The organism is Mycetocola sp. (genome assembly GCF_046716805.1).
In the GTDB taxonomy this organism is placed as follows: Bacteria; Actinomycetota; Actinomycetes; order Actinomycetales; family Microbacteriaceae; genus Mycetocola_A.
In genome coordinates, this window is sequence record NZ_JBKJWH010000120.1 from 1 (window position 1) to 24,855 (window position 24,855).

Below are 24,855 nucleotides of genomic sequence, written 5' to 3' on the forward strand. Positions count from 1 at the left end.
GGATGCGATGGCGTCGCGCGGCGAGATGACCGACTTGGTCTCCACGTCAACGACGAGGCGATCGAAGTCAGTGCGCTCTCCGGCACGAGTTGCCTCGACGCGATAGGTCACCTTGAGCACGGGCGAGTAGATCGAGTCGACCGGAATCTGGCCGGCTTCGGAGAACTCGATGCGGTTCTGGGTGCTGGAGACGTAACCACGGCCACGCTCAATGGTCAGTTCGAGTTCGAACTTCGCCTTGTCGTTCAGGGTGGCGATAACGAGATCCGGGTTGTGCACCTCGACGCCGGCCGGAGCCGAGATGTCGGCTGCGGTGACCTGGCCTGCGCCGGTCTTGCGCAGGTACGCGGTGATCGGCTCATCGTGCTCGCTCGAGACGACGAGGCCCTTGATGTTGAGGATGATTTCGGTGGCATCCTCTTTCACACCGGGGATGGTGCTGAACTCGTGCAGCACGCCGTCGATACGGATGCTGGTTACAGCAGCGCCCGGGATCGAGGAAAGCAGGGTGCGACGGAGGGAGTTTCCGAGGGTGTAACCGAAGCCAGGCTCCAGGGGCTCAATCACGAACCGGCTGCGGAACTCTGAAATGTTCTCTTCGGTGAGCGTTGGGCGCTGTGCAATAAGCACTATGAATTCCTTTCGGCTAAGTGTCCGCTATATGACACTTGCAATGGCGAGGTATGAAGTTGTGTTCGTCAACGGGCGATTGAGCAGCGCCCGGAAGGCACTGCTCAATCGACCAGAAGTGATGGCTTAAACGCGGCGACGCTTCGGCGGGCGGCAACCGTTGTGCGCCTGCGGGGTGACATCGTTGATCGAACCGACCTCGAGGCCAGCGGCCTGGAGTGAGCGGATCGCGGTCTCGCGGCCTGAACCGGGACCCTTGACGAAGACGTCAACCTTCTTCATACCGTGTTCCTGCGCCTGGCGGGCTGCCGATTCTGCGGCGAGCTGAGCGGCGAACGGGGTCGACTTGCGCGAACCCTTGAAGCCAACTCCACCGGAGGACGCCCAGCTGATTACGGCACCAGTGGTGTCCGTGATCGACACGATCGTGTTGTTGAAGGTCGACTTGATGTGGGCCTGGCCCACAGCAATGTTCTTCTTCTCTTTTTTACGCGGCTTGCGAGCAGCCGACTTGGGTGCAGCCATTGATTTCTCCTAAATCTTCCTGGCGAGACTCGAGGCCGAGGGCCTAGCGAGCCTTCTTCTTGCCGGCTACGGTGCGCTTCGGGCCCTTGCGGGTGCGAGCGTTGGTCTTGGTGCGATGACCACGGACGGGCAGGCCGCGACGGTGGCGGATGCCCTCGTAGCTGCCGATCTCAACCTTGCGGCGGATGTCGGCCTGCACTTCACGGCGGAGGTCACCCTCTACCTTGTAGTTGCCTTCGATGTAGTCGCGGAGCTGGATCAGCTGGTCGTCGCTGAGGTCCTTCACTCGGATGTTTCCATCGATTCCGGTGTCGGCGAGGGTCGTAACGGCCCTCGTGCGTCCAACACCGTAAATGTACGTCAGTGCGATTTCCACGCGCTTATCGCGGGGAATATCTACGCCGGCGAGACGTGCCATGGTGGCTTCTCCTAGGAGTTAGTGGAGGTGTGGAGCAGTTCCTGTGCCCGGGCCTCCGACCCGAGGTGTCCCTCGATCGAGTTCTGGAACTGCCGATATGTTGTTGCTGGTATCGCGGTGATCGAGCTTGTCGAGATCCGGTGATCAGATTTCGACTGATCCGGCAAGCGTGCCGGATTGCTCAATCAACCCTGACGCTGCTTGTGGCGCGGGTTGTCGCAGATGACCATGACGCGTCCGTTGCGACGAATGACTTTGCACTTGTCGCAGATCTTCTTGACGCTGGGGTTGACCTTCATGAGTTTCTCTCTTTTCGCTGTCGTCGTGCCTGGACCTCCCACGCAAACGCGGGAGTACTCAGGCCGTTACTTACAGCGCGTCCTACTTGTAGCGGTAAACGATCCGGCCGCGGGTCAGATCGTATGGGCTGAGCTCAACGATCACGCGGTCCTCAGGGAGGATGCGGATGTAGTGCTGACGCATCTTGCCGCTAATCGTGGCAAGAACGCGGTGGCCGTTGGTCAGCTCAACGCGAAACATCGCGTTGGGCAGAGCTTCGACTACTGCGCCTTCGATCTCGATGACACCGTCTTTTTTGGCCATACACTCACTGTCGCTCAAGGTAGTTCGCACTGGTCGTGCGGATGGATTGTGGTACTGCTTGCTCCGAATGGAGAACACGCCGAAAGCGTGCACAAAGCACCAACGGACAATCCTATGTTAATGGGCGGGATTTCGCCAATTGGCGACTAGTCGCGCGACGCCGAGACGACGGAGACCAGTTCGTTGAACAGCGGATGCTCGAAAGCGAGCCCCATCACGCGTCCAACGAAAGCCGGAGCGTCCAGTTCGCTCAGCAGCGAGCGCATCTCGACGCTCTGCTCATCGTCGGCCACATCGAAGCGCAGAGCTTTGCCCACGGCGTCGAGAAGTGCCGCGTGCGGGATCCCCCGTTCGGCCAGTTCGGCGGCCGGACCGATGAACCGCTCGTTCCTCGACAGCTTCCGGAGCGGCTGACGGCCCACCCGCTGCACGGTGTCGGGCAGATGCGGGTTGGCGAACCGCGCGAGGATTTTCTCGCGGTATGCGCGCTGCACATCCGGGTCGATGCCATGCTTGGCCATGAGGAGCGCGCTGGTCTCCTCGAGGACGAGGCGGACAGCATCCGCGACGTCAGGGTCGGCGAGGGCATCCGAGATTTTGTCGATTCCCGCTGCGAAACCGTAGTAAGCGGCGGTCGCGTGTCCTGTGTTGACGGTGAACAGTTTGCGCTCGATGTACGGGCCGAGTGAATCCACGAAGGTGGCGCCGGGAATGTCCGGATGCGCCTCGCCGAACGGCGTGGACTCGATGACCCATTCGAAGAAGGCTTCGACCGTGACGTCGATGCCCGCGGCTGGGTCCTGTCCTGGCACGATGCGGTCGACGGCGGTGTTCGCGAAGACGGCGCGGGGAGCGAGCGCTTCCCATTCCTCCGGGCCGACGCTCGATTGCACCTCGGTTTTCAGCAGGTCGGTGGCATTGATGGCGTTCTCGCAGGCCAGCACGGCGAGCGGCGGCAACCCTGGGTCCCGCAGTGCGAGCGCCCGGGCGATCACCGGCGCGACGAATTTCAGAACGTTGGGTCCGACCGCGGTGGTGACGACATCCGCCGTCTGAATCTCGGCGATCAGCTCGTTCTCCGAGCCTGCGCTGTTGATCGCACGGTAGCCGGTGACGGTGCGGACTCCCCCACCCTCACCGGCCTCGTGCACCTCATAGCTCGTCGACGCGTTGAGCGCGTCGATGAGCTCCGCATTCACATCGGCGAAGACCACCTCGTAGCCGGCGTCGTGGAGCAACAGACCGACGAATCCTCGACCGATGTTGCCTGCACCGAAGTGAACGGCTTTCATTCTGCGTTGACTTCCTCGAGCAGCGCGAACAGTTCGTTCGCGTCTGCCGCGTCGATCAGCTTCTGCACCTCGTCCTCGTCGGAGAAGACGATGGCGATCTTCGACAGGATGTCCAGGTGCTCGTTGTTGAGCCCGGCGATGCCGACCGCGAATCTCACCTGCTCGCCGTCCCAGTCGATCGGGTTCGCGTATCGCACGAGAGACAGCGCCGACCGGGTGATCGCATCCTTCGCCTCGTTCGTTCCGTGCGGGATGGCGAGGTAGTTGCCCATGTAGGTCGACACCGATGCCTCGCGTTCGAGCATCGCGTCGATGTACTTCGGGCTAACGGCGCCGGCGGAGACGAGCAGGCCGCCCGCTTCGCGGATCGCCTCCTCCTTCGTCGTTGCTGACCCTCGGGCCACGACGTTCGCGGGTGTCAGGATGTTGTCGGTCATGCGGTTCCCCCCTGGGTGTTGTTGCGCTTGACGATCTCGACGACGTCATCGTATTTCGGGCTGTTCATGAAGTTGTCGACCGAGATGTGCTGCGAGTTCGGTGACTTCTCCCGGGCCCGGTCGGTGAGATCCTGATGGGTGATCACGAGGTCCGCGTCGCCGGCGAGGTTCGCGATGGCCTGGTTGGTCACCGTCACCCCGTCGATGCCGGCCTTCTTGATCTTGTTGCGCAGAACGGATGCACCCATCGCGCTCGAGCCCATTCCCGCGTCACACGCGAACACGATGTTCCGTACGAGGGTGGACGTCGCCGTGCCACCCGCCGAACCGGTCTCTGTCGTTCCCTCTGACACCAGGCCGCCGAGCACGGAGCTCTTCTTGCCCTTTGCTGCCTCGGTCGCAGCGACGGCCTCGCTCATGTCTCCCGTGTTGCCTGCTGCGAGGTCACGCTTGCGCGATGCCCGCAGGATGATCGACGCGACGAGGAACGACACACCGGCCGCGATGAGCACGGAGAGAATGACGCCGAGGTAGCTGTTCCGCTCGGTCTGGATGAGCACGGCGATGATGCTGCCGGGAGAGGCAGGCGCGCGCAGCCCGGTCTGGAACAGGACGTTGGTGGCGACACCCGACATTCCGCCCGCGATGACGGCGAGCAGCAGGGCCGGCTTCATCAGCACGTACGGGAAGTAGATCTCGTGGATCCCGCCGAAGAAGTGGATGATGATGGCGCCTGGGGCACTCGCACGGGCGATTCCCAGCCCGAAGAAGGAGTACGCGAGCAGGATGCCGAGACCGGGGCCTGGGTTCGCCTCGATCAGGAACAGGATGCTCTTGCCGGTTTCCTCCACCTGCTGCACGCCCAGGGGGGTGAAGACGCCGTGGTTGATGGCGTTGTTGAGGAAGAGGATCTTGCCCGGTTCGACGAAGATGCTGACCAGCGGGAGGAGTCCCAGGCTGACCAGCCAGTTCACCGCGCCCTCGAGCAGCGAGCTCAGCGTCGTGATGATCGGCGCGATGCCGAAGAACGCGACGACCGCGAGGATCGCACCGAGAATGCCCGCCGAGAAATTGTTCACGAGCATCTCGAAGCCGGCTTTGATCTTGCCTTCCCAGATGCTGTCGACCTTCTTCATCAGCCATGCAGCGAGCGGGCCCATGATCATCGCTCCGATGAACATCGGGATCGAACTTCCGACGATGACACCCATCGTCGCGATCGTTCCGACCACGCCGCCGCGTTCGCCGTAGATCATCCGTCCACCGGTGTTGGCGATGAGCAGGGGAAGCAGGTACGTGATCATCGGGCCGACGAGTCCGACGTAGCGCTGGAAGGTTGTGCCGTCCTCGGCCTCGGCGAGCGCGGTGGCCGCACCCTGCCAGCCGATGACGTCCGCATCACCGAATCCGCCGAGGATGCCGTTCGGCAGCCAGCCGGTCGCGATGAAGAACGCGGTGATGAGGCCCCACGCGATGAACGCTGCAATGTTGGGCATCACCATGCCGGAGAGGAAGGTTCCGAATCGCTGAACGCGGACCCGGGCCCCTCCCGGCTTCTTGGGAGTCGACGTCGTTGTCATGATTGTGCCTCTTTCAGGGTGTGAGCAGCGGTGGCTACCGCAGCTCGTGATTCGGCCGCACCATCGGCGGCCAGGGCGATCTGGGCGAGGTGTCGAGCCTCGTCGAGGGTGTAACGCAGAAGGGACGCCCTGACGTCGGTCAGGGCGGGGGTGGACATGGACAGGCTGGTCGCCCCGAGCCCGACGAGCACGACGGCGAGGAGCGGATCGGCTGCGGCTTCGCCGCAGATCCCGACCGGCTTGCCTGCGGTTGCTCCCGCGGCGCCGACCTCTCCGACGAGGCGGAGGACAGCCGGATGCCACGGGTCCTGCAGGGCGGCGACCGATCCGAGCATCCGGTCGGCGGCGAGCGTGTACTGGGTGAGGTCGTTGGTTCCGATCGACGCGAAGTCGCTCGCGGCCATCACCTGGGGAGCGAGGAGGGCAAGCGACGGGACCTCGACCATGACGCCGGCGGTCCTGATTTCATACTCGCGGGCGAGGGCGACGAAGTACCGTGTCTCCTCGACGGTGGAGACCATGGGAGCCATCACCCACAGTTCCGCCTCGGTCTGAGCATCCGCCTGCGCCAGTGCCGTGAGCTGCTCCCGGAGGATGTCCTCGCTGGCTCGCAGCGCGCGGAGGCCCCGGAGACCGAGCGCCGGGTTTTCTTCGTGGGCATCGTTGAGGAAGGGCAGCGGTTTGTCTGCACCCGCGTCGAGCACCCGCACGACGACCTTCTTGCCGGGAAACGCCTGGAGCAGGCGTACGTAGTGTTCGCGTTGCTGCTCGACGGTCGGTGCTGATCCGCCGGCGTCGAGGAAGAGGAATTCGGTGCGGAACAGTCCGACGCCCTCGGCGCCGGCGTCGGCAGCGGCCTGCGCCCCGGCGGACGAGCCCAGGTTGGCCAGGAGGGGAATCGTTGTGCCGTCGGCGAGCGCGCCGGGGGTGACCGGTGCGACGGCCGCGGCCTGTCGTTCGGCGATGCGCCGCTCGGCGTCGGTCGTCTGCTCGTCGGTCGGGTTCGCGATCACGGTGCCGGATGCGGCGTCGAGGATGACGAGCGTGCCGTCGGCCAGCCCCGTGGCATCCGCGGTTCCGACGATGGCGACGATCGACTTCTCACGGGCGAGGATCGCGGTGTGCGAAGTGGGGCCGCCGTCGCTCGTGATGAGGCCGAGTACTTTGTCGAGGTCGAGCATGGCGGTGTCGGCCGGGGCGAGGTCGCGGGCGACGAGGACGAACGGATGCTCGGGGCTGGGTACGCCCGGTGCCGCCACTCCGCCGAGGTCGGCGATGACGCGCTGTGAGACGTCGTCGAGGTCGGCGGCGCGTTCGCCCAGGTATCCGCCCATGGCGGCAAGCTGGTTCCGGAAGGTCGCGAAGGCTTCGAACACGGCCCGCTCGGCGGTTTTGCCTGCGGCGAGCGCCTCGTCGACGGCCTCGGAGAGCATCGGGTCCTCGGCCATCATGGCCTGGGCCTCGAGGACGTCGCGCGCGGCGCCGCCGGCGGCCTGCCCCCTCGATTCGAGTTCGCGGGCGACGATACCGAGGGAGGTGCGCGCGCGTTCCGTTTCCTCGGCCTGCGACCGCGTGCTCGGAACATCCGCTGGAGCGGGCAGGGGATCTGACATCCGCGCGACGACGCCGATGGCGACACCCTGGCCGATTCCGGTGCCCTGGAGCATTGTCGAGACGTTACTCGTCATGGTCGGTCACCAGCAGTTCGACGAGTTCGTCGAGAACCTGTTCGGCGTTGTTTCCGTCGGCGGTGAGGGTGACGTAGTCGCCGTGGTCGACGCCGAGGGAGATGACGGCGAGGATGCTGGCCGCGTTGACGGGCGAGCCGCTGCCCTTCGCGACGGTGACTTTCGAGCCCGATTTGCTGGCGGCCTGAGTGAAGAGCTTTGCCGGGCGCGCGTGCAGCCCGTGTGACGATCCGATTCGAACGGTGCGTTCAGCCATGGGTAGGTCCTCCGTCGCTGCGTTGTGGTTCCCCCTGTGGCGACATCGCCCCTGCAGCATCCAGGGCGAGGTCGAGGGCTTCGTCGCCGGACGGCGACGAGAAGATGGTGTCGGGGAGTACGACGACGGCGACGCCGGCTTGCGCGGCGGTGGAGCGCACGGCGTCCAGCCGGTCGCCGAGGTGCGGGCCGAGCAGGACGACGGCGGCGCCGGGAAGCCGCGCGGCAAGGAAATCCAGCGGGCAGGCTTCAGCGGTGACGGGAAGCGATCGGGCCTGGGCGGTCTTGCGGATGCGAAGCGCAACGAAGGTGCTCGACGCCCCAGCGCCACACACCACGAGGATTCTCATCGATCCGCCTCCGTTGCCGTTCCGTTTCGTGCCGTCGTTGACGCCCGGGAGAAACACGGGCTCTCGAGAATTCTCCCGCCGACGCGTCGACGCTCGCCACCATGAAGCTTTCCGCCCCAGCGGAAAACGCCGTTTTCTCAGCTCCTCGCGGCGGAACTAGTGATTGACTCGATTCAGACGTTTCTGCCGCGGATGTTTTCCGCCGGCCGGGCGCCTGAAGGAGCCTGCACCATGACACGCGACAGACAAGATCGGATCCTCACCTACCTTTCCCGGGCAGGCACCTGGGTCACGGCCGGAGAGCTCGCCGACGTCCTCGGGGTCACGCCGCGCAGCATCCGCAGTTACGTGACCTCCGTCAAGGCACGGGCCGCCCCGAACACGGTCGTCGAAGCCGGACCGAGCGGGTATCGGATTTCCGCCGACGGCTATGCGGCGTTCCGGTCGAGGGCTGGGCTCGGATCGTCGGAGACTCCCGGGGACCGCTTGTACAGCATCGTCCGCCGGCTCGTCGACAGCCCCGACGGGCTCAACGTTTTCGACCTGGCTGACAGCCTGTTCGTCTCGGAGTCGACGATCGAATCGGATCTGGCCCGGGTACGGTTGCTGCTCTCTGAGGCGGAGTTGTCCCTTGCCCGGCGCGGAAGCACCGTCGCCCTCGAGGGCACCGAGCTGGCTCGCCGTCGGCTGCTGTCCCGCATGTTCCGCGAGGAGACCGAGCGGGGCATGATCGAGCTCGAGGCCATCCAGCGGGAATTCTCCTCCCAGAGCCTCAGCGCGTTCAAAACCGACCTGATCGACATGCTCAGCGAGCGGAACTACTCGCTCAACGATTACGGGATCGACAACGTCCTTCTCCACATCGCCATAGCGGTGGATCGCGTCTCAAAGAACCGGCCGGTGCCCGAACCGGAGAGCCCGGCCGCCGAACCCGCCGATGGCGTCCCCGCGGCACTGTCCGCTCTCATCGCGACGCATTTCGGCATCCCGCTCGGGCCTGCAGATATCGACTACCTCGTCTACCTCATCATCACCCGGGCGGCAAGAAGGACGGAGGACGTCGCCGATTCCCGCTACCTGAACCAGGCGGACCTCGACGTCGTGCGCACCATCGTGCTGAATGCCGGCGAGGAGTACCTTGTCGACCTGTCCGACGAGGACTTCATCACCCGACTGACGCTGCATGTGCAGAACCTCCTCCGCCGGGCGCACGAGCACTCGTACTCCCGGAATCCGCTGGCACGGTCGATCAAGACCTCGTACCCGATGATCTACGAACTCGCCGTGTACATCGCGAGCAGGCTGCAGACCCACGGCGACGTGGAAATCAACGACGATGAGATCGCCTACATCGCCATGCATGTCGGCGCGCATCTGCAGCAGCGGTCCCGGTCGGACGATCTTCTCCGCTGCGTGCTCGTCTGCCCCAACTACTACGACATGCACCTGCTGCTGCGGGACCGGATCACGCTGGTGCTCGGCGACGCGGTCGAGGTGGTTCGGGTCGTGACGCGCAGTGATGTCTCCTGGGCGGACCTCGACGCCGACGTCGTGCTGACCACGATCGAGCCGCCCGTTCCCGATGAGTCGATCGTCGTCGTCCAGCCGTTCTTCACCGAGGGCGACGCCGACCGCGTGCGCCAGGTGGTCAGCCGGCTCCGGCGCGTGCACCGGCGCGCGCTGATCAAGGATGAGGTGCTGCAGTACTTCGACGCGTCTCTGTTCGTCCGGAACGTCGGCGCCAAAGACGAGGCCGGCATGATCCGGCAGCTCGGTGCACTCATGGTGGCGCGCGGCATCATCGATGAGGCGTACGTGGACGGGGCGATCGAACGGGAACGGATGTCGTCGACAGCGTTCACCGATTCCCTCGCGGTCCCCCACGCCATGGCGATGACGGCAAAGAGCACGTCGATCGCCATCGCCGTGAACGAGACCAGCATGCCGTGGGGCGAGAACCGGGTGAACGTCGTCGCGTTCATCGCCTTCAGCGCGAGCGAACGGGCGAGCTTCCAGCGCGTGTTCGACCAGTTCGTCGAGGTGTTCTCCGACCGGGAGGACGTCCAGCGGATCGTGAAGAAGTCGGTCGACTTCGGCTCCTTCATCGACGAACTCGTCCGCACGATGGACTCCTGACCCGCGCGGATGCCGCGTTATTGCCACGGAAACACCTTCCTCCGACAAAAACGGTCACGATTCGCGACGAAGTGCAGCCGCTTCTGGAGCGGCAAGGGCCCGTCCAGCCCTGTCTGGCACAGCAGCGAACCCGTCCAGCCATCTCCGGCTGAGCACAGCCGCAGAGTCAGGCCAGCAGCGCCGCGTTCATCCGGGCGGTGAGGTCGAGGTCCGTGGGGATCGCCGTGCCGTCGACAGCGGTGATCGGGGCGGCGAGCCGAACGCTGGAGACCAGCCACGCGGCATCCGATCGGCGCAACTCCCCCGCCGAGATTTTGCGATAGACACACTCGAATCCCTCGGCCTCGAGGAAGTTGAACAGATCGGCCTGGGTGGTTCCGGCGAGGATGCCGTGCTGGATGGCCGGGGTGACGAGAGTGTTCCCCTGCCGGAGGATCAAAGACGAGGTCGGCCCCTCCAGTGCGAAACCGTCGGTGGAGGTGAACACGACGTCGTCTGCCCCCCGGCGTTTCGCTTCGCGCAGTGCGGCCATGTTGATTGCGTATGACAGGGTCTTGGCACCGACGAGCAGCCACGGCGCGTCCTCCCCGACATCGTTCGCGTAGCCGCGGCTGAGCATCACCACGCGGATGCCGTCGGTCCGCTCCGGGAAGTCGCTTGCGACAGGCGTGCCAGTGAGCCAGCAGGTGGGCGGACCGGCCGGATCGGTCCCCCGGGTGATCACCAGGCGGATCGAGGCCTGGCCGGTCGGGGGAAGGGCATCCAGCACCGTATCCACTCCCCTGCGCCATTGGGCGAGGTTCGGGGCGGGGAGGTCGAGTTTGAGGGCGGATGCCTCCAGGCGGGCCAGGTGGGCGTCGATGCCGCGTGCGCGCCCACCGCTCACCCCGACGGTTTCGAAGACGCCGTCGCCCCGGCCTGCACCGGCGTCGAAGGCGGTGAGGATCGGCTCCGTCGGAGGCACGAAGCGAAGCGAGGCGAGGACCGCTTCGTCGCCCGCGTCGGCGTCCGCAGGGAGCGGATCGAGGAGGAGAACCTGTGGCGTCGTCATGGACTCGACCCTAGCGCGGCGCAGGAGCGGGTCAGGCGATGGGCGCTGGTGTGATACCGAACGGCGCGAGACCGCTGGCGCCGCCGTCTTCGGCAGTCAGGACCCAGATGCCGTCCTTGTGCACGGCGACGCTGTGCTCCCAGTGAGCGGCGGCAGAGCCGTCGTCCGTTGCGACGGTCCAGTCGTCATCCCTGGTGTGCGTGTCGATGCTGCCGAGAACGACCATCGGTTCGATCGCCACGACGAGTCCGGGTTTGACCTCCGGGCCTTTCTGCCGCACGCGGTAGTTGAAGACGGGCGGGGCTTCGTGCATGGCACGACCGATGCCGTGTCCGACGTAGTCGGTGAGGATGCCGTACGTTCCGCGGTCCTCGACGTAGCCCTGCACGGCGTCGCCGACCTCATTGAGGTGGGACGCAGTGGCGAGCCGGGCGATTCCGGCCCAGAGCGAGCCTTCGGTCACGTCCGACAGTTTCTGCCGTTCGGCGACGAGCTCGGGGCGCGCCGGGTCGGGCAGCACGACGCTGATTGCGGCGTCGCCGTTCCATCCGCCGAGGATCGCGCCGCTGTCGATGGAGACGATGTCGCCGGGTTCGAGGGGCCGATCGTTCGGGATGCCGTGAACCACGTCCTCATTCACCGACGCGCAGATCGTGTGGAAGTAGCCGGCTTCGAGTTTGAAGTTCGGCGACCCTCCCAGGGCGAGAATCGCTTTCTCGGCGGCCGCATCGACCTGGGCTGTTGTCGCGCCGACGCGCAGGGTTTCCCGAGCGGCGACGAGCGACGCGGCGGTGACCCGGCCGGGCTCGAGCATCAGCCGCAGTTGAGCCGGTGACTTGTAGATCGATTTGCGAAGCATCGGGAGAATCAGAACGCAATCCCGTGGCCGGTCAGCGCCGAACGCACCCGGGCACTGACCTCGTCGACCGCGCCGAGGCCGTCGACCTCGACGACGATGCCACGGGACTTGTACGCGGCGATCACCGGTTCGGTCTGCTCGTGGTAGACGTTCTGGCGGTGACGGATGACCTCTTCGGTGTCGTCGGAGCGGCCTTGCTCGGCAGCGCGTTTGAGCAGCCGCGTGACAACCTCGTCCGGGTCGGCGACGAGCTGCACGACGGCGTTCAATTCCGAGCCGGTCTCCGCGAGGATCCGGTCGAGTTCTGCCACCTGGTCAGCGGTCCGCGGGTAGCCGTCCAGCAGGAAACCGTCGAGAGCATCCGGCTGGTGCAGCCGGTCCTGCACGATCGCGTTGGTCAGCGAGTCGGGCACGTAACCGCCGGATGACACGATCTCCTGCACCTTGAGGCCGAGCTCGGTTCCCTGCTTGATGTTGGCACGAAAGATGTCGCCGGTGGAGATGGCCGGAATTCCGAGCGCGTCAGCGAGGACGGCCGCCTGCGTCCCCTTACCGGCTCCTGGGGGGCCGACGATCAGCAGACGTGCGCTCACCGCAGGAGCCCTTCGTAGTGACGCTGTTGCAGCTGGGCGTCGATCTGCTTGACCGTCTCGAGTCCGACACCCACGATGATGAGGATGCTCGCGCCGCCGAACGGGAAGTTCTGGTTGGCACCGACCAGGGCGAGAGCGATCAGCGGGATGAGCGCGATGCAGCCGAGGTAGAGAGCACCAGCCAGCGTCACGCGGGTCAGCACGTAGTCGAGGTACTCAGCGGTCGGCCGGCCGGCACGGATGCCGGGGATGAACCCGCCGTACTTCTTCTTGTTGTCGGCGACGTCTTCGGGGTTGAAGGTGATCGCGACGTAGAAGTAGGTGAAGCCGACGTTCAGCAGGAAGTACAGCGCCATGTACAGCGGGTGGTCTCCGCTGGTGAGGTAGGTGGTGATCCAGGTGACCCAGCCTGCGGGCTCCTGCCCTGCGGCAGGGGTGTTGAACTGGGCGATCAGCGCGGGGAGGTACAGCAGCGAGGAGGCGAAGATGACGGGGATGACGCCGGCCATGTTCACCTTGATGGGGATGTAGGTGTTGTTGCCTCCGAACGTCCTCCGTCCGACCATCCGCTTCGCGTACTGCACCGGGATGCGACGCTGGGACTGCTCGACGAAGACGACAGCCATCATGATGACGAGGCCGACGGCGAGGACGAGGAGGAACGTGTCGAAGCCCTTGGATTGCGCGATCGCGAGGAGCGAGCCGGGGAAGGTGGCGGCGATCGACGTGAAGATGAGGAGTGACATCCCGTTGCCGATGCCGCGCTCGGTGATCATCTCACCGAACCACATGATCAGGCCGGTACCCGCGGTCATGGTGATGACCATGAGCAGCACGGCGTACCAGGTGTCGTTCGTCAGCAGCTGACTGCACTCGGCGCTCGTGTTCGTGCCGAAGAGGGCGCCGCTTCGCGCCACGGTGATCAGCGTCGTCGACTGCAGGATACCGAGGAAGATCGTCAGGTAGCGGGTGTACTGCGTGAGCTTGCCCTGGCCTGACTGGCCTTCCTTGTGCAGCGTTTCGAAGTGAGGGATGACCACGCGCAACAGTTGCACGATGATCGAGGCCGTGATGTACGGCATGATGCCCAGCGCGAAGATCGACAGCTGGAGCAGGGCGCCACCCGAGAACAGGTTGACAAGCTCATAGAGGCCGGAGGTGCCCTGGTTCTGCTCGAGGCAGGACTGGACGTTCCCGAAGTCGACGAACGGCGCGGGTACGAACGACCCGAGGCGGTACAGGGCCATGATGCCCAGTGTGAACCCGATCTTCCGGCGAAGGTCTGGTGTGCGGAAGATCCGCGCAACGGCGCTAAACAAAAAAGGCCTCCTGGTTTCGAGCTGGGGAATTCAGCTCTTGGTGCCGGTAAATGGTCCAGTCATCAAACAGGCCCGGCAATCGAATCTACTCGATTACCGGGCCCGTCGAACAATCGGTGCCCCGTTCGCTGTGCGCGACGGACGGACCGGCGTCTGTGGAATTACTTTACAGAACCGCCAGCGGCGACGATCTTCTGCTCAGCCGACCCGGAGACCTTGTCTACGGAGATCGTCAGCTTCACGGTGATGTCGCCATCTCCGAGGACCTTGACCTTCTCGTTCTTGCGAACGGCGCCCTTGGCCACGAGGTCGGAGACGGTGACGTCGCCGCCCTTCGGGTAAAGCTCGGCAAGCTTCTCGAGGTTGACGACCTGGTACTCGACCCGGAACGGGTTCTTGAACCCGCGCAGCTTCGGAGCACGCATGTGCAGCGGAAGCTGTCCACCCTGGAAACCAGGGCGAACCGTGTTGCGAGCCTTCGTACCCTTGGTACCGCGACCGGCTGTCTTACCCTTCGAGCCTTCACCACGACCGACACGCTGGCGTGCCTTCTTGGAGCCCTCAGCCGGACGGAGGTGGTGAACCTTGAGCACCTGGGCGCGAGGGGTCACTTCCTCTTCCTTCTTCGGAGCTTTCTTGGCCGGAGCCTTCTTGGCAGCAGCCTTCGGCGCGTCTGCCGCGGCGGTCTCGACCGTGGCCGAGTCCTTCGGGGCAGCAGCCTTCTTGGCCGGAGCCTTCTTGGCGGCGGCCTTGGCCGGAGCCTTGTCTGCAGCAGCCTTGGCGGGCGCCTTCTTCGCGGGAGCCTTCTGAGCGGTCTCCTCAGTGACGTCCTTCTTGTCGATCGCCATTAGTCGATCTCCTCAACCTTTACGAGGTGAGCAACAGTGTTGACGTAGCCACGGTTCTGCTTGTTGTCCTCACGGACGACAACAGCGCCGATGCGCTTCAGTCCCAGGCTGCGCAACGTGTCGCGCTGGTTCTGCTTCTCACTAATTTTGGACTTGGTCTGCGTGATCTTCAGCTGAGCCATCAGGCACCTACCTTTGCGGAAGCCGCAGCCTTGGCAGCGGCCTGAGCCTCGATCTGCAGCAGCTTGGCAGGAGCGATCTCGGAGTACTCCTTGCCACGGCGAGCAGCAACGGCGCGGGGCTCTTCGAGCATCTTCAGCGCCGTGACGGTGGCGTGAACGATGTTGATCGTGTTCGACGAACCGAGCGACTTGCTCAGGACGTCGTGGATGCCTGCGCACTCGAGCACGGCACGGACAGGACCACCGGCGATAACACCGGTACCTGCAGCAGCCGGACGCAGGAGGACGACTCCGGCAGCAGCCTCACCCTGGACGGGGTGCGGGATGGTGGAGCCGACGCGGGGCACGCGGAAGAAGTTCTTCTTTGCCTCTTCGACGCCCTTCGAGATGGCCAGCGGTACTTCACGGGCCTTGCCGTAGCCGACACCGACGAGACCGTTTCCGTCTCCAACGACGACGAGCGCGGTGAAGCTGAAGCGACGACCACCCTTGACGACCTTGGACACGCGGTTGATGGTGACAACGCGCTCGAGGAACTGGCTCTTGTCTGCGTCGCGGCTGTTGCGCTCGCGACCCTGGTTACGTTCGCCACGGCCACCGCGGCTACCGCGGTCGCCACGTGCGTCAACGCGCCCGGAGCTCTCGGTGCCTGCAGCGGTTTCAACCGGCTTTTCGACTGGCTGGTCCGCGGTAACGGCCTCAACCTTGCTTGCTTCACTCACAGGTTCAACCCACCCTCTCGAGCACCTTCGGCGATTGCCGCAACGCGACCCGCGTAACGGTTACCACCTCGGTCAAAAACGACTTCTTCGATGCCGGCGCTCTTCGCGCGTTCTGCAACGAGCTCGCCGACCTTCCTGGCTTTGGCGGTCTTGTCACCGTCAAAGGTACGGAGGTCAGCTTCGAGGGTGGATGCCGACGCGAGGGTGAAACCCTTGCTGTCGTCAACGACCTGGACGAATACGTGACGAGCCGAACGGGTCACAACGAGACGCGGGCGGGCCGCGGTTCCGTCGATCTTCTTACGGAGGCGCGCGTGACGACGGTCACGGGCAGCCGACTTGGACTTTACGGCCATGGTTACTTACCAGCCTTTCCGGCCTTGCGGCGAACGATCTCGCCGGCGTAACGCACACCCTTGCCCTTATAAGGCTCAGGCTTGCGAATCTTACGGATGTTGGCAGCAGCCTCGCCGACGGCCTGCTTGTCGATCCCGGACACCGTGAGCTTGTTGTTGCCCTCAACGGTGAGCGTGATGCCGGCAGGCGGGTCGATCAGGACCGGGTGGGAGAAACCGAGAGCGAACTCGACCGAGCTGCCCTTCTGCGCCACGCGGTAACCGGTTCCGACGACTTCGAGGCCCTTGGTGTACCCCTGGGTGACGCCGATGATCTGGTTGCTGATGAGTGTGCGGGTGAGTCCGTGCAGGGACCGCGATTCACGCTCGTCGTCCGGGCGGGTGACCAGAACCTGGCTGTCCTCGACCTTGGCCTCGATCGGGCTGGCGACGGTGAGCGTCAGCTCGCCCTTCGGGCCTTTGACCGAGACGACGGAGCCGTCAACCGCGACGGTGACGCCTGCGGGGATCTCAATGGGGAGTCTTCCAATACGCGACATTTGTGGCTACCACACGTAGGCGAGGACTTCCCCACCTACGCCCTTCTTCTCGGCCTGACGGTCGGTGAGCAGACCGGAGGAGGTGGACAGGATGGCGACGCCGAGGCCACCGAGAACCTTGGGAATCTCCGTCGACTTTGCGTAGACACGGAGGCCGGGCTTCGAAACGCGCTTGATGCCCACGATGGAGCGTTCGCGGTTCGGGCCGAACTTGAGGTTCAGGGTGAGGGTCTGGCCGACGCGAGCGTCTGCAACTTCCCAGCCAGAGATGTAGCCCTCAGAAGTGAGGATGTCGGCGATGTGCGACTTAAGCTTCGAGTGCGGCATCGACACGGTTTCGTGGTGTGCCGAGTTCGCGTTGCGCAGTCTGGTCAGCATGTCTGCGACCGGATCTGTCATTGTCATAGGTGATTTCCTTCGTTCACCAGGTTTCGTTCACCCGTTACACGAATGACGACCTGTGGTGGTTAGGGGTGAAGCGGATGCTCCGCCCCCCTGATCTCTTTCGCCGCAGTGCGCCGGCCACCCGATTACACGAGGAAATCGACTGACCGGCGCCGCTGGGCGATCAAGTTCTTCAGTTGTGCTTCCGGCATCGAAGCCGGCTGCAAGCAACCGACCTACTATACCGCCACTTTGCTGAGTCTTTGTTACGCCTGGTTCTCAGCGGTTTTGAACGGGAAGCCGAGCGCCTTGAGCAGCGCGCGACCCTGTTCGTCGTTCTTCGCGGTCGTGACGACCGTGATGTCCATACCGCGGACCCGGTCGATCTTGTCCTGGTCGATTTCGTGGAACATCGACTGCTCGGTCAGACCGAAGGTGTAGTTACCTGAACCGTCGAACTGCTTCGGGCTCAGGCCGCGGAAGTCGCGGATACGAGGAAGCGCGAGGCTCAGCAGGCGGTCGAGGAACTCCCACATGCGGTCTCCACGAAGCGTGACGTGGGTTCCGATGGGCTGTCCTTCACGCAGCTTGAACTGCGCGATCGACTTGCGGGCCTTCGTGATCTGCGGCTTCTGACCGGTGATCTTGGTCAGGTCGGCGACGGCGCCATCGATGATCTTGCCGTCGCGGGCTGCCTCGCCGACACCCATGTTCACGACGATCTTGGTGAGCGTCGGGATCTGGTGCACGTTGGTCAGACCGAGGTCCTTGAGCAGCTGCTCCTGGAGCTCTGCCTTGTACTTCTGCTTGAGGCGGGGCTGGATTTTGCCAGCCGCCACTGCCGTGTCAGTCATTAAAGGTCCTTACCTGACTTCTTGGCGTAACGAACGCGGACCGTCTTGGTGACGCCGTTCTTCGTTACTTGCTCATTACGGTGGCCGACGCGAGTCGGCTTCTTGGTCTCGGGGTCAACGAGCGCCACGTTCGAGATGTGGATCGGAGCCTCGTGGGTTTCGATCCCACCGGTTTTCGTTCCACGCTGGCTCTGTCCCTGACGGACGTGCTTGGTGACGTAGTTGACGCCCTCAACGATGACGCGGTTCTTCTCGACCAGCACCTCGATGACCTTGCCCTGCTTGCCGCGCGAACCGCCGCGAGCCTGGGTGGGGCCTGAGATGACCTGGACGAGGTCGCCCTTTTTGATCTTCGCCATGACTAAATAACCTCCGGTGCCAGCGAGACGATCTTCATGAACTTCTTGTCGCGAAGCTCGCGACCGACCGGTCCGAAGATACGGGTACCGCGGGGGTCGCCGTCGTTCTTCAAAATCACTGCTGCGTTCTCATCGAACTTGATGTAGGAGCCGTCCGGACGACGGACTTCCTTCTTGGTGCGAACGATGACCGCCTTGACGACGTCACCCTTCTTGACGTTCCCACCGGGGATCGCGTCCTTGACCGTTGCAACGATCGTGTCGCCGAGGCTGGCGTAACGACGTCCTGATCCACCGAGAACACGGATGGTGAGAAGCTCCTTGGCGCCGGTGTTGTCGGCGACCTTTACTCGGGATTCCTGCTGAAGCATTTTCTAACTCCTTATGACAAGCAAGCCGCGAGGCTTACTTGGCCTTCTCGAGGATCTCGACCAGGCGCCAGCGCTTGGTGGCGCTCAGCGGACGGGTCTCACTGATCAGGACGAGGTCACCGATGCCGGCGGCGTTGAGCTCGTCGTGCACCTTCCTCTTGGAGGTGCGGCGGATGACCTTGCCGTACAGCGGGTGCTTTACGCGGTCTTCGACCTCAACGACGATGGTTTTGTCCATGCGGTCGCTGATGACGTAGCCACGTGCGGTCTTGCGGTAGCCACGAACAACGGCCTGGGCCTCTACTGCGGCGACCTCGGGTGCTGCGCTCTTAGCGTCAGACTTAGCCATTACTTGGCCTCCTCAGTCTCGGTTTCGGGTGCTGCGTCGGCCGCGGCATCCTTCTTCTTGGTTTTCTTCGCAGCCTTGGCAGGCACCTCTGCGGCAACCGGGGTGGCCCGGATGCCGAGCTCGCGCTCACGAATGATCGTGTAGATGCGAGAGATGTCGCGCTTCACGGCACGCAGGCGGCCGTGGGTCTCGAGCTGGCCGGTGGCGGCCTGGAAGCGCAGGTTGAACAGCTCTTCCTTGGCCTTGCGCAGCTCGTCGACAAGACGTTCGTCTTCAAATGTGTCGAGCTCAACGGGGGTGAGCTCCTTGGAACCGATCGCCATTATGCGTCGCCCTCCTCGCGCTTGATGATGCGTGCCTTGAGAGGCAGCTTGTGGATTGCACGGGTGAGTGCTTCGCGGGCCAGCGTCTCGGAGACGCCGGCGACCTCGAAGAGCACACGGCCGGGCTTGACGTTCGCGACCCACCACTCGGGTGAACCCTTACCGGAACCCATACGGGTCTCAGCAGGCTTCTTGGTGAGCGGACGGTCGGGGTAGATGTTGATCCACACCTTTCCACCACGCTTGATGTGACGCGTCATGGCGATACGAGCGGACTCGATCTGACGGTTGGTCACGTAAGCGGGCGTGAGGGCCTGGATGCCGTACTCGCCGAAGCTGACAACGGTTCCACCGGTGGCCTGGCCAGTGCGGTGGGGACGGTGCTGCTTGCGGTGCTTGACTCGACGTGGAATAAGCATGATTAGGCGCTTGCCCCTTCTGCGACAGGAGCCTCTGCACGAGGTGCACGGCGCGGACGGTCGCTACGCTCGGGGCGGGTCGACTTGGCGTTGGCCTGCTCGCGAGCGAGTTCCTTGTTGGTGATGTCGCCCTTGTAGATCCAGACCTTCACGCCGATGCGGCCGAAGGTGGTCTTTGCCTCGTAGAAGCCGTAGTCGATGTTCGCGCGAAGCGTGTGCAGCGGCACACGGCCTTCACGGTAGAACTCGGAACGGCTCATCTCGGCGCCGCCAAGGCGGCCGGAGACCTGGATACGAACACCCTTGACGGTGGACGTGCGCTGAGCGCCCTGCAGGCCCTTACGCATTGCGCGGCGGAAAGCCACACGTGCGGAGAGCTGCTCGGCGATACCCTGCGCGACCAGCTGAGCGTCAGCCTCGGGGTTCTTGACCTCGAGGATGTTCAGCTGGATCTGCTTACCGGTGAGCTTCTCGAGGTCGGTGCGAATACGCTCCGCCTCGGCGCCGCGGCGACCGATCACGATGCCCGGACGGGCAGTGTGAATGTCGACGCGAACACGGTCACGGGTGCGCTCGATCTCGATGCGCGAAACACCGGCGCGGTCAAGCGAGGTGCCCAGCAGTCGACGGATCTTGACGTCCTCGGCGACATAGTCGCTGTAACGCTGGCCCGGCTTGGTGCTGTCGGCAAACCAACGCGACACGTGGTCGGTGGTGATGCCGAGGCGGAAGCCGTACGGGTTTACTTTCTGACCCATTACTTCGTACCCTCCTCAGGAGTGGCGAGCACAACAGTGATGTGGCTGGTGCGCTTCAGAATCTGGAATGCGCGGCCCTGGGCACGCGGCTGGAAACGCTTGAGGGTTGCGCCCTCGTCAACGAATGCCTTGGCGATGTACAGGTCCTGCTCGTCCAGGAACTGGTTGTCTTTGTCTGCCTTGACGCGAGCGTTCGCGATGGCAGAGGCGACCAGCTTGTAGACGGGTTCTGACGCACCCTGCGGTGCGAACTTCAGAATGGCCAGGGCCTCAGCGGCCTGCTTTCCGCGGATCATGTTGACGACGCGGCGGGCCTTCATGGGGGTGACGCGGATGTGACGCACGCGTGCGACTGACTCCACCATTTCTCTCCTCCTTTTCGTCACCGCGTTAGCGGCGACGACCCTTCTTGTCATCCTTCACGTGTCCACGGAAGGTGCGGGTGGGTGCAAACTCGCCGAGCTTGTGCCCGACCATCGTCTCGGTGACGAACACCGGGATGTGCTTGCGACCGTCGTGCACCGCGATGGTGTGTCCCAGCATTGCCGGGACGATCATCGAACGGCGCGACCAGGTCTTGATGACGTTCTTGCTCTTGGCCTCGTTCGCGCGAACCACCTTGCGGAGCAGGTGGTCATCAACGAAGGGGCCCTTCTTAAGACTGCGTGGCATCTTCTACAACTCCTACTTACGCTTCTTGGTGGCGGTACGGCGACGAACGATGAGCTTGTCGCTTTCCTTGTTCGGGTGGCGTGTGCGGCCTTCTTTCTGGCCCCACGGGCTGACCGGGTGGCGTCCACCGGAGGTCTTGCCCTCACCACCACCGTGTGGGTGGTCGACCGGGTTCATGGCGACACCGCGGACGGTCGGGCGAACGCCCTTCCAGCGCTTGCGGCCGGCCTTTCCCCAGTTGATGTTCGACTGCTCGGCGTTGCCGACCTCGCCGATCGTTGCGCGGCAACGAGCGTCGACGTTGCGGATTTCACCCGACGGCAGCCGGAGCTGCGCGTAGATGCCGTCCTTGGCGACGAGACGAACCGATGCGCCCGCGGAACGAGCCATCTTGGCGCCTCCACCCGGACGCAATTCGATTGCGTGGATGACGGTACCGGTCGGGATGTTCTTCAGCGGCAGGTTGTTGCCTGGCTTGATGTCGGCACCGGCACCCGACTCGACAACGTCGCCCTGTGAGAGCTTGTTGGGAGCGAGGATGTAGCGCTTGGTGCCATCGACGAAGTGCAGCAGCGCGATACGCGCCGTGCGGTTGGGGTCGTACTCGATGTGAGCGACGCGGGCGTTGACGCCGTCCTTGTCGTTACGACGGAAGTCGATGACGCGGTACTGGCGCTTGTGGCCACCACCGATGTGACGGGTCGTGATGCGGCCCTGGTTGTTGCGACCACCGGTCTTCGAGAGCGGCCGCAGCAGCGACTTCTCGGGGGTCGAACGCGTGATTTCAGCGAAATCAGCGACGCTCGATCCACGGCGACCTGGGGTCGTGGGCTTGTACTTACGAATAGCCATAGTTTTTCCTTACGCTCCTAGCCGACAGCCGTGAAGATGTCGATGGAACCGGATTTGAGCGTCACGATGGCGCGCTTGGTGTCCTTGCGCTTGCCGATGCCGAACTTGGTACGACGGGTCTTGCCGGTGCGGTTCAGAGTGTTGACGGAGTCGACCTTGACGTTGAAGATCTTCTCGATGGCGAGCTTGATCTCGGTCTTGTTCGCTCCCGGGTCGACGACGAAGGTGTACTTACCCTCGTCGATCAAGCCGTAGCTCTTCTCTGATACGACAGGCGAGATGATGACGTCGCGCGGGTCCTTGTTGATGTTGGTCATGGCTAGGCCTCCTCAGTGACGTCAGCAGACGAAGCGACAGCCGTGACCGACTTGCCCTTGGCGGGGCCGGCGACGAAAGCGTCGAAAGCTGCCTTGGTGAAGACGATGTCGTCTGCCACCAGCACGTCGTAGGCGTTCAGCTGGTCATGGTTGATGACGTGAACGGTTGGGATGTTGCGAACCGCCTTGTAGCTCTCAACGTCGGCGCGTTCGAGAACGACGAGCACGTGAGGAGAGGTGGCGATGGTTGCCAGGTAGTCCACGGCGGCCTTGGTGACACGCTCTTCAGCGATCACGAGGGTTTCGACGACGTGGATACGTGCGCCACGGGCCCGGTCGGAGAGCGCTCCGCGGAGGGCGGCGGCGATCATCTTCTTGGGGGTGCGCTGCGAGTAGTCACGCGGCTGCGGACCGTGGACGATGCCACCACCGGTCATCTGAGGGGCGCGGATCGAGCCCTGACGAGCGCGACCGGTTCCCTTCTGCTTGAACGGCTTGCGTCCTGCACCGGAAACCTCGCCACGACGCTTGGTCTTGTGGGTTCCCTGGCGTGCGGCAGCGAGCTGCGCGACGACGACCTGGTGAATCAGCGGAACGTTGGTTTGAACGTCGAACAACTCGGCGGGCAGTTCGACAGTGCCGGACTTCTTGCCCTTCGTGTCGAGAACGTCGAGCGTTGCGGTGCTCGTTGTGTCGGTCATCTAACTACGCTCCCTTCACTGCGTTACGGACGAAAACGATGCGGCCACGAGCGCCGGGAACGGCCCCCTTGACGAGCAGCAGGCCCTTGTCGGCGTCAACCGAGTGGACGTGCAGGTTGAGCACGGTGACGCGCTCTCCACCCATGCGACCGGCCATGCGCATGCCCTTGAAGACACGGCTCGGGGTCGACGAAGCACCGATGGAACCGGGCTTGCGGTGGTTGCGGTGGGCACCGTGGGATGCGGAGACACCCTTGAAGTTGTGGCGCTTCATCACACCGGCGAAACCCTTACCCTTGCTGGTTCCGACGACGTCGACCTTCTGGCCGGCCTCGAACGTGCCATTCACGGTGAGCTCCTGGCCCGGGGTGTAGTCGCCGGCGTCAGCGGTGCGAACCTCGGTGACGTGGCGGCGAGGCGTGACGCCTGCCTTGTCGAAGTGTCCTGCGTCCGGCTTGTTCACCTTGCGGGGGTCGATCTGGCCATAGGCGATCTGAACCGCGTTGTAGCCGTCAACCTCAGGTGTGCGAATCTGCGTCACGACGTTCGGGGTGATCTCGATAACGGTCACTGGCACGAGCTTGTTGTTCTCGTCCCAGACCTGAGTCATGCCAAGCTTCTTGCCGAGCAGACCCTTGCTGGTCTTGTTCTGGGTAGACATTCGTTCCCTAGTCCCTATCCAGCTCAGAGCTTGATCTCGATGTTGACGTCGGCCGGCAGGTCGAGTCGCATGAGCGAGTCGACGGCCTTGGGCGTCGGGTCAATGATGTCGATCAGACGCTTGTGGGTGCGCATTTCGAAGTGCTCCCGGCTGTCCTTGTACTTGTGGGGAGAACGGATGACACACACCACGTTCTTCTCCGTCGGCAGCGGCACCGGGCCGACAACTGTGGCACCCGCGCGGGTTACCGTGTCGACGATCTTGCGCGCCGAGGTGTCAATGACCTCGTGATCATATGACTTAAGTCGAATGCGGATCTTTTGTCCCGCCATTTTTGACTCGCTCTCTGTCTTGCGTCTTACGAATTCCTTCGCATTGGACGCGCTTCTTAGCGTTGAGGACAACGCTGGGCACTACTTGCTGTCGCACCACTGTTTTACTGTCAAGTCTTTGCCGCCGTCCCCGTGCCTGCCCGGCTCGCGCACGCAGAAATACCCTGCGATTGCGGCCTGCGCCAGTGTTGGGGATTGTCGACCAAGTCGATGTTCTGCTGCCCGCGGCCTAGGTTTGCTTGCTCGATTTCGAACGTGACCTATGCACTGCCTGGCAGTGATTCCCGGACGGCGCGAAGGCACGCACGAGAAATGTTGAACTAGAGCAGTCTGACAGAAAGAGAGCCATTGTGCAACCCGGGCGTGTCGCGGCGGGCGACGCGAGAGGTCGCATGCGGGATGAGGCTGCAAGCCGCGCTCGTGATGCCCCAGCCGGCGGCCCCTGAGGGGGGTGGGGCCGCCGGTGGTCGTGACCGAGGGGGTGTCGTCACGGCTGACTCCAGAGTGCCAGACCTGAGGATGCTTCACATCTTTTTCCCGGTCAGGGCGGTCCCCCAGTTCGGGTGTCCCCCGCTGGCACGCAAAAAGGGCCCGGCCTTTCGGCCGGGCCCTTCTTCAGGAGCTACAGGTTCGAGTTACTTGAGAACCTTGGTGACGGTAACGGCACCGACGGTGCGGCCACCCTCACGGATTGCGTAGCCGAGGCCCTCTTCCATGGCGATGGGCTGGATCAGCTCAACGGTCATTTCGGTGGTGTCGCCAGGCATGACCATCTCGGTGCCCTCGGGCAGCGTGATGACGCCGGTGACGTCGGTGGTGCGGAAGTAGAACTGCGGGCGGTAGTTCGCGTAGAACGGGTTGTGACGCCCACCCTCGTCCTTGGACAGGATGTAGGCCGTGCCCTCGAAGTTGGTGTGAGGAGTCACAGATCCGGGCTTGACGACAACCTGGCCGCGCTCAACGTCTTCACGCTTGGTGCCGCGGAGCAGGAGGCCACAGTTCTCGCCGGCCCATGCCTCGTCGAGCTGCTTGTGGAACATCTCGATACCCGTGACGATGGTCTTCTGCGTCGGGCGGATGCCGACGATCTCGACCTCGGAGTTGATCGGGAGAGTTCCAC

General features: G+C 63.8%; 37 protein-coding genes. 1 reads left to right on the forward strand and 36 read right to left on the reverse strand.

Going from position 1 to position 24,855, the window contains the following annotated elements:
• The 11 genes from rpoA to ACLQ62_RS09460 form a co-directional block, all read right to left on the reverse strand.
• Nucleotides 1-630, reverse strand: a 630-nt coding sequence (gene rpoA, locus ACLQ62_RS09410) for a DNA-directed RNA polymerase subunit alpha (RefSeq protein WP_411721385.1), incomplete at its 3' end; no start/stop codon positions are given.
• A gap of 126 nt (nucleotides 631-756) precedes the next feature.
• Nucleotides 757-1,155, reverse strand: coding sequence for a 30S ribosomal protein S11 (gene rpsK, locus ACLQ62_RS09415; protein WP_018191944.1), 399 nt, complete (start codon nucleotides 1,153-1,155; stop codon nucleotides 757-759).
• A gap of 43 nt (nucleotides 1,156-1,198) precedes the next feature.
• Nucleotides 1,199-1,573, reverse strand: coding sequence for a 30S ribosomal protein S13 (gene rpsM / locus ACLQ62_RS09420; protein ID WP_411721386.1), 375 nt, complete (start codon nucleotides 1,571-1,573; stop codon nucleotides 1,199-1,201).
• 185 nt (nucleotides 1,574-1,758) lie between these two features.
• Nucleotides 1,759-1,872, reverse strand: a complete 114-nt coding sequence (rpmJ, locus tag ACLQ62_RS09425; RefSeq protein WP_090712353.1) for a 50S ribosomal protein L36 — start codon at nucleotides 1,870-1,872, stop codon at nucleotides 1,759-1,761.
• An 82-nt stretch (nucleotides 1,873-1,954) separates the two neighbouring features.
• Nucleotides 1,955-2,176: a translation initiation factor IF-1 gene (gene infA / locus ACLQ62_RS09430; protein WP_111720612.1), complete on the reverse strand. Its 222-nt coding sequence runs from the start codon at nucleotides 2,174-2,176 to the stop codon at nucleotides 1,955-1,957.
• 146 nt (nucleotides 2,177-2,322) lie between these two features.
• Nucleotides 2,323-3,468: a mannitol-1-phosphate 5-dehydrogenase gene (locus tag ACLQ62_RS09435; protein ID WP_411721387.1), complete on the reverse strand. Its 1,146-nt coding sequence runs from the start codon at nucleotides 3,466-3,468 to the stop codon at nucleotides 2,323-2,325.
• Nucleotides 3,465-3,905, reverse strand: a complete 441-nt coding sequence (locus ACLQ62_RS09440; protein WP_411721388.1) for a PTS sugar transporter subunit IIA — start codon at nucleotides 3,903-3,905, stop codon at nucleotides 3,465-3,467. Before ACLQ62_RS09440 ends, ACLQ62_RS09435 begins: the two co-directional genes overlap by 4 nt.
• The gene (locus ACLQ62_RS09445) at nucleotides 3,902-5,485 is read right to left on the reverse strand and encodes a PTS mannitol transporter subunit IICB (RefSeq protein WP_411721389.1); all 1,584 of its coding nucleotides are present in this window, start codon (nucleotides 5,483-5,485) and stop codon (nucleotides 3,902-3,904) included. The genes ACLQ62_RS09440 and ACLQ62_RS09445 overlap by 4 nt, the downstream gene beginning before the upstream one ends.
• Nucleotides 5,482-7,098, reverse strand: coding sequence for a phosphoenolpyruvate--protein phosphotransferase (gene ptsP / locus ACLQ62_RS09450; RefSeq protein ID WP_411721406.1), 1,617 nt, complete (start codon nucleotides 7,096-7,098; stop codon nucleotides 5,482-5,484). Before ptsP ends, ACLQ62_RS09445 begins: the two co-directional genes overlap by 4 nt.
• Nucleotides 7,099-7,162: 64 nt before the next feature.
• A complete protein-coding gene (locus ACLQ62_RS09455) occupies nucleotides 7,163-7,429 on the reverse strand; it encodes an HPr family phosphocarrier protein (RefSeq protein WP_411721390.1) in 267 nt (88 codons plus the stop codon).
• Nucleotides 7,422-7,778 carry a PTS sugar transporter subunit IIB gene (locus tag ACLQ62_RS09460; RefSeq protein ID WP_411721391.1) on the reverse strand — a complete coding sequence of 119 codons (357 nt, stop codon included), beginning with the start codon at nucleotides 7,776-7,778 and terminating at the stop codon, nucleotides 7,422-7,424. The genes ACLQ62_RS09455 and ACLQ62_RS09460 overlap by 8 nt, the downstream gene beginning before the upstream one ends.
• A gap of 231 nt (nucleotides 7,779-8,009) precedes the next feature.
• Between ACLQ62_RS09460 and ACLQ62_RS09465 the strand changes: the two genes are divergently transcribed.
• Nucleotides 8,010-9,914 carry a BglG family transcription antiterminator gene (locus tag ACLQ62_RS09465; protein WP_411721392.1) on the forward strand — a complete coding sequence of 635 codons (1,905 nt, stop codon included), beginning with the start codon at nucleotides 8,010-8,012 and terminating at the stop codon, nucleotides 9,912-9,914.
• A 166-nt stretch (nucleotides 9,915-10,080) separates the two neighbouring features.
• Here the strand turns inward: ACLQ62_RS09465 and ACLQ62_RS09470 are convergent, their stop codons facing one another.
• From ACLQ62_RS09470 to ACLQ62_RS09590, 25 genes are all read right to left on the reverse strand, one after another.
• Nucleotides 10,081-10,965: an aminodeoxychorismate lyase gene (locus ACLQ62_RS09470; protein WP_411721393.1), complete on the reverse strand. Its 885-nt coding sequence runs from the start codon at nucleotides 10,963-10,965 to the stop codon at nucleotides 10,081-10,083.
• Between the two features lie 31 nt (nucleotides 10,966-10,996).
• The gene (map, locus tag ACLQ62_RS09475) at nucleotides 10,997-11,824 is read right to left on the reverse strand and encodes a type I methionyl aminopeptidase (RefSeq protein ID WP_411721394.1); all 828 of its coding nucleotides are present in this window, start codon (nucleotides 11,822-11,824) and stop codon (nucleotides 10,997-10,999) included.
• 8 nt (nucleotides 11,825-11,832) lie between these two features.
• Complete coding sequence (locus ACLQ62_RS09480; RefSeq protein ID WP_411721395.1) at nucleotides 11,833-12,417, reverse strand: adenylate kinase; 585 nt, start codon at nucleotides 12,415-12,417, stop codon at nucleotides 11,833-11,835.
• Nucleotides 12,414-13,736 carry a preprotein translocase subunit SecY gene (gene secY / locus ACLQ62_RS09485; protein ID WP_411721396.1) on the reverse strand — a complete coding sequence of 441 codons (1,323 nt, stop codon included), beginning with the start codon at nucleotides 13,734-13,736 and terminating at the stop codon, nucleotides 12,414-12,416. Before secY ends, ACLQ62_RS09480 begins: the two co-directional genes overlap by 4 nt.
• A gap of 161 nt (nucleotides 13,737-13,897) precedes the next feature.
• Nucleotides 13,898-14,584 carry a 50S ribosomal protein L15 gene (gene rplO / locus ACLQ62_RS09490; RefSeq protein ID WP_411721397.1) on the reverse strand — a complete coding sequence of 229 codons (687 nt, stop codon included), beginning with the start codon at nucleotides 14,582-14,584 and terminating at the stop codon, nucleotides 13,898-13,900.
• Entirely contained in the window at nucleotides 14,584-14,766 is a 183-nt protein-coding gene (gene rpmD / locus ACLQ62_RS09495) for a 50S ribosomal protein L30 (protein ID WP_297362679.1), read from the reverse strand. Before rpmD ends, rplO begins: the two co-directional genes overlap by 1 nt.
• A complete protein-coding gene (gene rpsE, locus ACLQ62_RS09500) occupies nucleotides 14,766-15,488 on the reverse strand; it encodes a 30S ribosomal protein S5 (RefSeq protein ID WP_411721398.1) in 723 nt (240 codons plus the stop codon). Before rpsE ends, rpmD begins: the two co-directional genes overlap by 1 nt.
• Nucleotides 15,485-15,844, reverse strand: a complete 360-nt coding sequence (gene rplR, locus ACLQ62_RS09505) for a 50S ribosomal protein L18 (RefSeq protein ID WP_090712305.1) — start codon at nucleotides 15,842-15,844, stop codon at nucleotides 15,485-15,487. The genes rpsE and rplR overlap by 4 nt, the downstream gene beginning before the upstream one ends.
• 2 nt (nucleotides 15,845-15,846) lie before the next feature.
• Nucleotides 15,847-16,383: a 50S ribosomal protein L6 gene (gene rplF, locus ACLQ62_RS09510; RefSeq protein ID WP_411721399.1), complete on the reverse strand. Its 537-nt coding sequence runs from the start codon at nucleotides 16,381-16,383 to the stop codon at nucleotides 15,847-15,849.
• A gap of 6 nt (nucleotides 16,384-16,389) precedes the next feature.
• Nucleotides 16,390-16,788, reverse strand: a complete 399-nt coding sequence (gene rpsH, locus ACLQ62_RS09515) for a 30S ribosomal protein S8 (RefSeq protein WP_196833374.1) — start codon at nucleotides 16,786-16,788, stop codon at nucleotides 16,390-16,392.
• A gap of 245 nt (nucleotides 16,789-17,033) precedes the next feature.
• Nucleotides 17,034-17,621 (reverse strand): 50S ribosomal protein L5, encoded by a 588-nt coding sequence (gene rplE, locus ACLQ62_RS09520; RefSeq protein ID WP_411721400.1) that lies wholly within the window; start codon nucleotides 17,619-17,621, stop codon nucleotides 17,034-17,036.
• Entirely contained in the window at nucleotides 17,621-17,980 is a 360-nt protein-coding gene (gene rplX, locus ACLQ62_RS09525; protein WP_090712297.1) for a 50S ribosomal protein L24, read from the reverse strand. Before rplX ends, rplE begins: the two co-directional genes overlap by 1 nt.
• Nucleotides 17,981-17,982: 2 nt before the next feature.
• A complete protein-coding gene (gene rplN / locus ACLQ62_RS09530) occupies nucleotides 17,983-18,351 on the reverse strand; it encodes a 50S ribosomal protein L14 (RefSeq protein ID WP_090712295.1) in 369 nt (122 codons plus the stop codon).
• 34 nt (nucleotides 18,352-18,385) lie between these two features.
• Nucleotides 18,386-18,700, reverse strand: coding sequence for a 30S ribosomal protein S17 (gene rpsQ / locus ACLQ62_RS09535; protein WP_090712293.1), 315 nt, complete (start codon nucleotides 18,698-18,700; stop codon nucleotides 18,386-18,388).
• Nucleotides 18,700-19,023 (reverse strand): 50S ribosomal protein L29, encoded by a 324-nt coding sequence (gene rpmC, locus ACLQ62_RS09540; protein WP_411721401.1) that lies wholly within the window; start codon nucleotides 19,021-19,023, stop codon nucleotides 18,700-18,702. The genes rpsQ and rpmC overlap by 1 nt, the downstream gene beginning before the upstream one ends.
• Nucleotides 19,023-19,442 carry a 50S ribosomal protein L16 gene (gene rplP, locus ACLQ62_RS09545; protein WP_090712289.1) on the reverse strand — a complete coding sequence of 140 codons (420 nt, stop codon included), beginning with the start codon at nucleotides 19,440-19,442 and terminating at the stop codon, nucleotides 19,023-19,025. Before rplP ends, rpmC begins: the two co-directional genes overlap by 1 nt.
• A 2-nt stretch (nucleotides 19,443-19,444) precedes the next feature.
• Nucleotides 19,445-20,200 (reverse strand): 30S ribosomal protein S3, encoded by a 756-nt coding sequence (gene rpsC, locus ACLQ62_RS09550; protein WP_090712286.1) that lies wholly within the window; start codon nucleotides 20,198-20,200, stop codon nucleotides 19,445-19,447.
• Entirely contained in the window at nucleotides 20,200-20,565 is a 366-nt protein-coding gene (gene rplV / locus ACLQ62_RS09555; RefSeq protein WP_090712284.1) for a 50S ribosomal protein L22, read from the reverse strand. Before rplV ends, rpsC begins: the two co-directional genes overlap by 1 nt.
• A gap of 25 nt (nucleotides 20,566-20,590) precedes the next feature.
• Nucleotides 20,591-20,872: a 30S ribosomal protein S19 gene (rpsS, locus tag ACLQ62_RS09560; RefSeq protein WP_090712282.1), complete on the reverse strand. Its 282-nt coding sequence runs from the start codon at nucleotides 20,870-20,872 to the stop codon at nucleotides 20,591-20,593.
• Nucleotides 20,873-20,884: 12 nt separating this feature from the next.
• Nucleotides 20,885-21,724 (reverse strand): 50S ribosomal protein L2, encoded by an 840-nt coding sequence (gene rplB / locus ACLQ62_RS09565; RefSeq protein WP_090712280.1) that lies wholly within the window; start codon nucleotides 21,722-21,724, stop codon nucleotides 20,885-20,887.
• A gap of 17 nt (nucleotides 21,725-21,741) precedes the next feature.
• Nucleotides 21,742-22,041: a 50S ribosomal protein L23 gene (rplW, locus tag ACLQ62_RS09570; protein ID WP_411721402.1), complete on the reverse strand. Its 300-nt coding sequence runs from the start codon at nucleotides 22,039-22,041 to the stop codon at nucleotides 21,742-21,744.
• A gap of 2 nt (nucleotides 22,042-22,043) precedes the next feature.
• Entirely contained in the window at nucleotides 22,044-22,742 is a 699-nt protein-coding gene (rplD, locus tag ACLQ62_RS09575; RefSeq protein WP_411721403.1) for a 50S ribosomal protein L4, read from the reverse strand.
• A gap of 4 nt (nucleotides 22,743-22,746) precedes the next feature.
• Complete coding sequence (rplC, locus tag ACLQ62_RS09580; protein WP_411721404.1) at nucleotides 22,747-23,403, reverse strand: 50S ribosomal protein L3; 657 nt, start codon at nucleotides 23,401-23,403, stop codon at nucleotides 22,747-22,749.
• Between the two features lie 23 nt (nucleotides 23,404-23,426).
• On the reverse strand, nucleotides 23,427-23,735 hold the full coding sequence (gene rpsJ, locus ACLQ62_RS09585; protein ID WP_005050520.1) for a 30S ribosomal protein S10: 309 nt from the start codon (nucleotides 23,733-23,735) through the stop codon (nucleotides 23,427-23,429).
• A 635-nt stretch (nucleotides 23,736-24,370) separates the two neighbouring features.
• A partial coding sequence (locus ACLQ62_RS09590; RefSeq protein WP_411721405.1) for an EF-Tu/IF-2/RF-3 family GTPase occupies nucleotides 24,371-24,855 on the reverse strand: 485 nt, incomplete at its 5' end.